This is a genomic window from Streptomyces sp. 8N616 (assembly GCF_052246385.1).
Classification (GTDB): domain Bacteria; phylum Actinomycetota; class Actinomycetes; order Streptomycetales; family Streptomycetaceae; genus Streptomyces.
The window spans coordinates 69,505-78,278 of record NZ_JBQQBY010000039.1 but is presented as its reverse complement, the minus strand read 5'-3'; the positions used below and the strand labels follow the sequence as shown (position 1 = coordinate 78,278).

Sequence of the window (8,774 nt, the reverse complement as noted above, 5' to 3'; positions counted from 1 at the left end):
TCTCGGTCCGGGCCCACGCCCCTTCCTGCTTGCTGTGCCGAGCCGCAGGCTCAGCCGCTCGAGCGTTCAGTCGCTCGAGCGTTCAGCCGCTCGAGCGTTCAGCCGCGCTCAGCCGGCGAGCGCAGCCCGCGCGAGCCGGGCCGTCTCGGACGGGGTCTTGCCGACCTTCACGCCCGCGGCCTCCAGCGCCTCCTTCTTCGCCTGGGCGGTGCCGGAGGAGCCGGAGACGATGGCGCCTGCGTGGCCCATGGTCTTGCCCTCGGGCGCGGTGAAGCCCGCGACGTAGCCGACGACCGGCTTGGTGACGTTGGCCTTGATGAAGTCCGCGGCCCGCTCCTCGGCGTCGCCGCCGATCTCGCCGATCATCACGATCAGGTCGGTCTCGGGGTCGGCCTCGAAGGCGGCCAGGGCGTCGATGTGGGTGGTGCCGATGATCGGGTCACCGCCGATGCCGACGCAGGTGGAGAAGCCGATGTCGCGCAGCTCGTACATCATCTGGTAGGTCAGCGTGCCGGACTTGGACACGAGACCGATGCGGCCGGGCTTGGTGATGTCGGCCGGGATGATGCCCGCGTTGGACGCACCGGGCGTGATCAGGCCGGGGCAGTTCGGGCCGATGATGCGGGTCTTGTTGCCCTTGGTCTGGGCGTGCGACCAGAAGGCGGCGGTGTCGTGGACCGCGATGCCCTCGGTGATCACGACGGCCAGCGGGATCTCGGCGTCGATCGCCTCGATGACCGCGTCCTTGGTGAACTTCTCCGGGACGAAGATGACCGTGACGTCCGCGCCGGTCTTGTCGATGGCCTCGGCGACGGTGCCGAAGACCGGGATCTCGGTGCCGTCGAAGTCGACGCTCGTACCGGCCTTGCGCGGGTTCACGCCGCCGACGATGTTGGTGCCGGAGGCGAGCATCCGCCGGGTGTGCTTCTGGCCCTCGGAGCCGGTCATGCCCTGGACGATGACCTTGCTTTCCTTGGTGAGGAAGATAGCCATGGTTGTCGGTGTCCTCGTCCTTCTTACTTGGCAGCAGCCAGCTCGGCGGCGCGCTCGGCCGCCCCGTCCATGGTGTCCACCTGCTGTACGAGCGGGTGGTTGGCGTCGGTCAGGATCTTGCGGCCGACCTCCGCGTTGTTGCCGTCGAGGCGCACGACCAGCGGCTTGGTGACGTCCTCGCCCTTGGACTTCAGGAGCTCCAGGGCCTGGACGATGCCGTTGGCGACCGCGTCGCAGGCGGTGATGCCGCCGAAGACGTTGACGAAGACGGACTTGACGTCCGGGTCGCCGAGGATGATCTCGAGGCCGTTGGCCATCACCTCGGCGGAGGCGCCGCCGCCGATGTCGAGGAAGTTGGCGGGCTTCACGTTGCCGTGCTCCTCGCCCGCGTACGCGACGACATCGAGGGTCGACATGACCAGACCCGCGCCGTTGCCGATGATGCCGACCTCGCCGTCGAGCTTGACGTAGTTGAGGTTCTTGGCCTTGGCCGCCGCCTCGAGCGGGTTGGCGGAGAGCTTGTCCTCCAGGGCCGCGTGGTGCGGCTGGCGGAACTCGGCGTTGGCGTCCAGCGTCACCTTGGCGTCCAGGGCGATGATCTTGCCCTCGCCGGACTTGATGAGCGGGTTGACCTCGACGAGGAGCGCGTCCTCGGCGATGAAGGCCTTCCAGAGCAGCTGGAGGACCTCGGCCACCTGGTCGGCGACCTCGGCCGGGAACTTGGCCGCGGCGACGATCTCGGCGGCCTTCTCCGGGGTGACGCCCTCGACGGCGTCCACCGGGATCTTGGCCAGGGCCTCGGGCTTGGTGGCCGCGACCTCCTCGATGTCCATGCCGCCCTCGACCGACGCCATGGCCAGGAAGGTGCGGTTGGTGCGGTCGAGGAGGAAGGAGACGTAGTACTCGTCCGCGATGTCCGCGGTCGGGGCCAGCATGACCTTGTGGACCGTGTGGCCCTTGATGTCCATGCCCAGAATCTGGCCGGCCTTCAGAGCGGCGTCGGCCGGGTCGGACGCCAGCTTCACGCCGCCGGCCTTTCCGCGGCCACCCGTTTTGACCTGGGCCTTGACGACGGCACGGCCGCCGAGACGCTCGGTCGCCTCGCGCGCCGCCTCAGGCGTATCGATGACTTCACCGGCCAGCACCGGTACACCGTGCTTGGCGAAGAGGTCCCTCGCCTGGTACTCGAACAGGTCCACGCGCGTCCGTCCCTTGCGTCTTGAATACCGCTGTCGTGGTGATGCGGTTCGTTGTCTGCGTGGGCGTGCCGCTACGGGCAGCGTGACGACGCGGTCACAACGGAGGCGCACACACGTTGGCCGGGTACGCGGCATGTCCGTCTCGCAGATTAGCCCCGTAGGACGTGGGTCCCTAAATCACAGGTCACATGTGAGCGGTGATGGTGGTCACATGGTGGCCGCAGGGTGGCCACATGGCGAGACGAACCCTGCCGCCGAGGCGCCAACCCTTACGAAGCGCGGGCAAACGCCATGACTCGGCCATTACTCAGCCATTGCTCGCCTTCGGGACCTGAGGCGGGCCGCAAACCGGCGCGCCGGGGCTTTCACGCATTCGACTTGTTTCCATCGGCGGAAACCGCCCGCCCGGCTGAACGGCGTCAAACGAAATGCCATATTTCGCCAGCGCAAACGTCTTTGATCACACAAAACCGGGCTTATCGATCTCGCGCCACGGCGCTGTAGACGTGACCGGAAAACCCATTTGACAAGGGCCTTCGGCGCAGCCGAGACTCCAGGAGGCACTCATCAACAGGAGCCACACGCAAGCGCGTTGAGGTCCTGCGATACCGATATCGCACGGGGGTGTGCGACGGGGGAAACTGTTGGAGAAGTGTGCACCTGCGCGCCATGCACACGCAATTCCTTCACTTCCTCTCCTCATCTCTTGGTGCGCGAAGGGAATGGAGGGGAATGCCGGTGCAAACGGGCTATCCCGGCGTATACATCGAGGAACTTCCCAGCAGCGTCCGTACCATCGCCGCGGTCACCACCTCGGTCACGGCGTTCGTGGGACACACCCGTCGCGGTCCGCTCAACCACCCCGTGCGGGTCACCAGCTTCGCCGACTTCGAGCGCCGTTTCGGGTCCTTGAGCTCGCAGAGCGCGGTCAGCTACGCCGTCCACCAGTTCTTCGGCAACGGCGGCTCGGTCGCGGTGATCGTCCGCGTGGCCGCGGCCGGTTCCGGCAAGGAGGCCGAGGTCACGCTCGAGTCCACCGAGGGCCGCAGCGAGTGTGCGGTGCTGACCGTGCACGCCAAGGAGCCCGGTGTCTGGGGCAACGGCCTGCGGGTGGCAGTCGACTACGACACCCCGGAGCCTGACGAAACCTTCAACCTCCACGTCTTCGACGCCCGCGGCGGCGCCCGCGAGACCTTCACGGGCCTGTCCGTCACCCCCGGCCACGGCCGCTTCGTGGAGACCGTGGTCAACGCGGGCTCCTCGCTCATCCGGGTCGGGCTCGTCGGCGACGACGGCAGGCCGGACCCCTCCGGCACGGTCTCCAAGCCGTTCGCCGCCGAGCTGCCCGACCTCGCCGTCGACCTCACGGTCAAGATCGGGGATGTGGAGCGGGACTTCACGCTCTACGACCCGGCCCAGGACGGCGAGGCCCCGACGACCGTCACCGAGCTGGCCCTGCTGCTCGAGCGCAAGCTCCGCGCCCTGCCCGACGCCCCCGGCAAGCGGGCGTTCGCGGGCGCCGAGGTCACCGCCTTCGGCCGGCGGATCCAGGTCGTCGCCGGGTCCACCGACCCCGAGGACGTCGTCCGTTTCGTCGGCGAGTGCGCCAACGACCTGGGCCTGGAGGCGTCCGTCAACCCGCCCGTCTTCCCGCTGTGCGGCGGCGAGGACGGCGACCCGCCGGGACCGCGCGACCTCATCGGCAGCGAGGCCCGCAAGACCGGCATCCAGGCGCTGCGCGACGTCGACGACGTCAACCTGCTCTCGCTGCCCGAGCTGGCCGCCTACGAGTCCACCGAGGACGCGATCACCGTGATCTCGGCGGCCGAGCGGCTCGCCCAGCAGCGCCGGATCTTCCTGCTCGTCGACTCACCCGCGACCTGGGTCAGCGTCGACACCGCGCGGGCCGGGCTCTCCGCCTTCGAGCCGGTGCGCAGCAACCATGCGGGCCTGTTCTTCCCGCACATCCAGCTGACCGACCCGCTCACCGGCAGGCTGCGCTCCTTCCCGCCGTCCGGCGCCATCGCCGGGGTCATCGCCCGTACGGACGCCGAGCGCGGCGTCTGGAAGGCACCGGCGGGCACCGAGGCCAAGCTGGCCGGGGTGCGCTCGCTGACCGTACGGCTGACCGACCGCGAGAACGGTCTGCTGAACCCGCTGGGCGTGAACGTGCTGCGCACGTTCCCCGTCGTGGGCCCGGTCGTCTGGGGTGCCCGCACCCTCGAGGGCTCGGACGCACTGGACAGCGAGTGGAAGTACGTGCCGGTGCGGCGGCTCGCGCTGCACGTCGAGGAGAGCCTCCACCGCGGGCTGCAGTGGGTGGTGTTCGAGCCGAACAACGAGGACCTGTGGCAGCAGATCCGGCTCAACGTCTCGTCGTATCTGCACACGCTCTTCCGGCAGGGCGCCTTCAAGGGCGGCACGCCGCGCGAGGCGTACTTCGTGAAGTGCGACGAGGACACGACGACCGACGCCGACATCGAGCGCGGGGTCGTGAACGTCGTGGTCGGCATCGCGCCGGTCAAGCCCGCGGAGTTCGTGATCGTCAAGCTCCAGCAGATGGCCGGCCAGTTCGAGCTCTAGGAACTCGAAGGAACCCGAAGGAACCGAAGGAATCCGATGGCTGAGTTTCAGATCAACGCCCATCGCTTCGACCCGTACAAGAACTTCAAGTTCCTGGTCCGCTGGGACGGTCGTACGGTTGCGGGCATCAGCAAGATCAGCCCGCTGAAGCGCACCACCGAGGTGGTCAAGCACCGGCACGGCGGCGACCCCAGTTCGCCGCGCAAGTCGCCGGGCCGCTCCGAGTTCGAGGGCATCACGCTCGAGCGCGGTGTCACCCACGACCCCGAGTTCGACCGCTGGGCCAACAAGGTCTGGCAGGTCGGCGCCGGGCTCGGCTCCGAGGTCTCGCTCGCCGACTTCCGCAAGGACATCATCATCCAGGTCCTCAACGAAGCCGGGCAGGTCGCCGTCTCGCACAAGCTCTACCGCAGCTGGCCGAGCGAGTACCAGGTGCTGGGCGAGCTGGACGCGAACGCCAACGCGGTCGCGATCCAGAGCCTCAAGCTGGAGTGCGAGGGCTGGGAGCGGGACTACGAGGTGCCGGAGCCGACCGAGCCCTCGTTCACGCACCCCGCCTGAGCGGGGGCGGGTGAGGGATGGCGCACACGGGAGCCGCGGGACCTGCGGTGTCCGCGGGGCCTGCGGGGCCCACGGACCTGCTGGCCGCCTGGGAGGCGGGACTTGCCGCCCGGCACGACGGCGACCGCGCGCTGCTGCTGCACCGGGCGGCCCGCCCGGACAGCAGCGGTGACGAGCTGCTGTCGCTGCCGGTCGGCGAGCGGGAGGCGGATCTGCTGGCGCTGCGCCGGGCGCTGTTCGGCGACCGGATGCAGGTGCTGGTGGAGTGCCGGGCGTGTGGCGAGGCCATGGAGTTCGACCTCGACGCGGGTGAACTCGCCCAGCGGCCACGGAGGTCAGCAGGTCCGCTGCGGGTCGAGGCGGACGGCTGGGTGGTCGAGTTCCGGCTGCCCACCGTGGCCGACCTCGCGGCGGCTGCGGCGGCTGCCGCGGCCGCCGGCGCGGCAGCCCGAACGGTCGCCGGTGCGGCGGCTGATGAGGCGGCGGCTGGGTCGGACGGCGGTGCAGGCACAGGGCTCGGGGCGGCAGGCGACTCGGGTACGGCGGGCGCGGATGCCGTCGGCGGGGATACGCCCCGCGGGCTTGCGGCCGGCGCGGATGCGGCCGGCGCCGCGCGGGTTGCGGCCCGGCAGGCGCTGCTCGCGCGCTGCACGCTCTCGGCCGTACGGGCCGGGGAGCCGGTCCCCGCGGACCGGCTTTCCGAGCTGCCCGCGCTCCTGCCCGAGGCCGTGCAGCTGCGGCTCGCCGAGGCCGCGGAACGGGCCGACCCGGCCGCCGAGCTGACCCTGAACGTCGCCTGCCCCGAGTGCGGCGAGGCCACCCCGGCCGAGCTGGACCTCACCTCCTACCTGTGGACCGAACTGGACGCCTGGGCACGCGACCTGCTGCTCGACGTCCACCTGCTCGCCACCGCGTACGGCTGGAGCGAGCCGGAGATCCTGGCGCTCAGCCCGCTGCGGCGCCGTTACTACCTGGAGCTGTGCGCAGATGCCTGACGTGCCCGACTACTTCGACCGGCTGCTGGCGCGGCACGTCCCCGCGCCGGGGGCGCAGCCGCGCGCCGCGGTGCGGGTACGGCCGCGGCTGCCGGGCCCGTACGAGCGGGTGGAGGCGCTCCGGGCCGGGCCGCCCCAGCCGGACGAGCCCGCGCCGCTCTTCCCCGCGGCGCCCCGGACCGCCGGCCCCACCGGCGAGTTGATCCGGCACGAGCGCGAGATCAGGACCGACCACCGCACCGTCGTACGGAGCGAGGCCGCGCCGCGCGGCGCGGAGGAGCCACGGGCCCAGACCCCGCGCCCCGCGGCGCCGCTGCTGCGGCCCGCCGCACCGGTCACGCCGGGGCCGCGCCCCGCCGCGCCGGACGCACCGCGCCCCGGGCGGCGGGCCGGTGGGCCTGTGGCCGCCGACGGGGCGCCCCGTACCGCGGCGCCCGCGCCCACCCCTCGCGGCCCCGGCGCAGCACACACGGCCGCGGCCGTGCCTGCGCGGCCGCGCGCGGATGCGGCGACGGCGGCCCGGGGGGCCGCACGGGCCGCGGCGGCGCGCCGCGGGTCCCGGCCAGCCGCCGAGCGCGTCGTACACGTCCAGATCGGGCGGCTCGAGGTCAGCGCCGCGGGCGCGCAGGGCGGCGGCCGCGGGGGCCCGGCGCTGGGCGACCGGGCGGGGCGGCCCGCGCCCGCGCTGAGCCTGGAGGACTACCTGTCACGCGGCGAGAAGAGGGGCTGAGGGACTCACGTCATGACCGGCATCTACTGCATGAGCTGCGTCAACCGCACCGACCGCGCGAACTGCCTGGACAAGGGGCGGACTTCATGAGCAACGCACTCGCCATCGCGCATGTCACCCAGGCCCTGGCGCTGCTGATCGAGAACAATCTGCAACCCGAGATCGACATCGCGGTCTCCGTCGAGACCCGCAAGCCCTACGCAGATCCGCCCACCGAGCCCACCATCACGGTCTTCCTCTACCAGGTCACCCCGAACCCCTCGATGCGCAACAACGACCTGGTGACCCGGGCACCGGACGGCACCTTGCTCAAGCGCCCGGCCGCGGCGCTCGATCTGCATTACGTGATCAGCGCGTACGGGGAGGAGACCGAGCTGGTCGGCCAGCGGCTCATCGGTTCCGTGGTGCGCACGCTGCACGAAATCCCCATGCTGCCGAAGGACGTGATGGAGACGGCCGCCGAGCGGCCGTATCTGGCGGGCAGCGACCTGGCCGAGTCCGTTCAGAAGGTGCGCTTCACGCCGGCGGTGATGGACGTCGACGAGACCTCCAAGCTCTGGGGGATGCTCCACCAGACGCCGTACTCGCTGTCGGTGGTCTACCAGGCGTCGCTGGTCCTCATCGAGGGCCGTGAAAAGCCGGTTCCGGCGAAGCCGGTGGAGACCCGCACGGTGCGGGTGCTGCCGTTCGGCGCCCCGGGTGCGCCGGAGCCGCCGGTGACCGGCGGCGGCGACGGCGTGGCCGCACCGGTGGGCGGGCCCGCGGGCTCCTCGAAGCCCGCGGAGACGCGCGCAGCGGGCTCCGCCGCGGCCACGCGCGGCTCGTCGGCCCGCGGCGCTGCTGCCGGTACGGCCACAAGCCGCGGGCGAAGCGCTTCCCCCCGGGCGGGCGGCTCTGCGTCCGTCGCCGCCGCTGAGGACACAGCGGCCCCCGCGGACACCGACGGCCGCCCGGCGGGCGGAGCCGCTGCCGGGGGCTTGCGTACGGCAGCCGACGGCGGCTCCACCGAGGACGCTGCCTCCCCTGCGCCTGCAGCGGGCCAGTCCCGCCGCGGCGGCGCGGCAGCCGGTTCCGGCGGGGATGCGCCCGCAACCACGGGCCGTACCGCCAAGAAGGCCGCGTCCAAGAGCGCCGCCAAGCCGGCTGCGGCGCCCGCACGTACGCGCAAGGCGTCCGGCACGCCGTCGCGCCGCGGCGGCCGCTCGGGCGGCGCGCCCGCGGACAGCACCGGGGGCGTCGAGGGCGTCGAGGGCAAGGAGAGCTGAGGCCGGTGGGGAAGACGCGGGTGGACGAGGGCATGAACACGATCGACGGGACGGTCCGGGAGGGTACGGACGGCCAGGCACTCGCCATGGCCATCCGCTCCGTCCTCGCCCGCCTCGACACCCACGCCCAACGCGTCCAGCGCGCCCACGCCCGCGCCAGGTCCGCTGCCGCGAGCGGCGAGCGCCCGCCGCCGGATGACCCCGCAGGGGCCGACCACAACAGCCCGCCCCATGGACCGACCGCAGGCGTCGCCGAGCCGGGGCAAGCTGCGCGCGCCGTCCGGCCCGCGGGCACGGTCGGCGGACGCGTGGGCAATTCCTCCGCCGTCGCACCGAGCGGTCATCGGTCGGCGGCGGATGGCATCGCCGGACGGAGGTCTGCGCGCGCGAGCGACTCCGCGGCTGTCACTCCCGATACGGGGCGCGCCGAGGGCACGGCCCGACCTGG

The 8,774-nt window shown here is 72.0% G+C and carries 7 protein-coding genes; 5 read left to right on the top strand and 2 right to left on the bottom strand.

The genetic code is table 11. The annotated features are described in order from the left end of the window. Positions 1–108 precede the first annotated feature (108 nt). Both sucD and sucC read right to left on the bottom strand, forming a co-directional pair. Positions 109–993 carry a succinate--CoA ligase subunit alpha gene (gene sucD, locus ACTWQC_RS29205; RefSeq protein WP_443318832.1) on the bottom strand — a complete coding sequence of 295 codons (885 nt, stop codon included), beginning with the start codon at positions 991–993 and terminating at the stop codon, positions 109–111. Between the two features lie 23 nt (positions 994–1,016). Beyond that, the gene (gene sucC, locus ACTWQC_RS29200) at positions 1,017–2,192 is read right to left on the bottom strand and encodes an ADP-forming succinate--CoA ligase subunit beta (protein WP_443318831.1); all 1,176 of its coding nucleotides are present in this window, start codon (positions 2,190–2,192) and stop codon (positions 1,017–1,019) included. Between the two features lie 732 nt (positions 2,193–2,924). Here sucC and ACTWQC_RS29195 point away from each other — a divergent pair. From ACTWQC_RS29195 to ACTWQC_RS29175, 5 genes are all read left to right on the top strand, one after another. Continuing rightward, positions 2,925–4,775, top strand: coding sequence for a phage tail sheath family protein (locus ACTWQC_RS29195; protein WP_443318830.1), 1,851 nt, complete (start codon positions 2,925–2,927; stop codon positions 4,773–4,775). Positions 4,776–4,811: 36 nt separating this feature from the next. Next, positions 4,812–5,336, top strand: a complete 525-nt coding sequence (locus ACTWQC_RS29190) for a phage tail protein (protein WP_443318829.1) — start codon at positions 4,812–4,814, stop codon at positions 5,334–5,336. Between the two features lie 17 nt (positions 5,337–5,353). After that, a complete protein-coding gene (locus ACTWQC_RS29185) occupies positions 5,354–6,331 on the top strand; it encodes a hypothetical protein (protein ID WP_443318828.1) in 978 nt (325 codons plus the stop codon). Beyond that, the gene (locus ACTWQC_RS29180; protein WP_443318827.1) at positions 6,324–7,061 is read left to right on the top strand and encodes a hypothetical protein; all 738 of its coding nucleotides are present in this window, start codon (positions 6,324–6,326) and stop codon (positions 7,059–7,061) included. The genes ACTWQC_RS29185 and ACTWQC_RS29180 overlap by 8 nt, the downstream gene beginning before the upstream one ends. Before the next feature lie 86 nt (positions 7,062–7,147). Continuing rightward, positions 7,148–8,326, top strand: coding sequence for a DUF4255 domain-containing protein (locus ACTWQC_RS29175; RefSeq protein WP_443318826.1), 1,179 nt, complete (start codon positions 7,148–7,150; stop codon positions 8,324–8,326). Positions 8,327–8,774 lie beyond the last annotated feature (448 nt).

What these genes read in the sequence shown, in the direction of transcription:
- sucD (WP_443318832.1), bottom strand. Translation starts at nt 993, where the DNA reads ATGGCTATCTTCCTCACCAAGGAAAGCAAGGTCATCGTCCAGGGCATG.
- ACTWQC_RS29195 (WP_443318830.1), top strand. Translation starts at nt 2,925, where the DNA reads ATGCCGGTGCAAACGGGCTATCCCGGCGTATACATCGAGGAACTTCCC.
- ACTWQC_RS29190 (WP_443318829.1), top strand. Translation starts at nt 4,812, where the DNA reads ATGGCTGAGTTTCAGATCAACGCCCATCGCTTCGACCCGTACAAGAAC.
- ACTWQC_RS29185 (WP_443318828.1), top strand. Translation starts at nt 5,354, where the DNA reads ATGGCGCACACGGGAGCCGCGGGACCTGCGGTGTCCGCGGGGCCTGCG.
- ACTWQC_RS29180 (WP_443318827.1), top strand. Translation starts at nt 6,324, where the DNA reads ATGCCTGACGTGCCCGACTACTTCGACCGGCTGCTGGCGCGGCACGTC.
- ACTWQC_RS29175 (WP_443318826.1), top strand. Translation starts at nt 7,148, where the DNA reads ATGAGCAACGCACTCGCCATCGCGCATGTCACCCAGGCCCTGGCGCTG.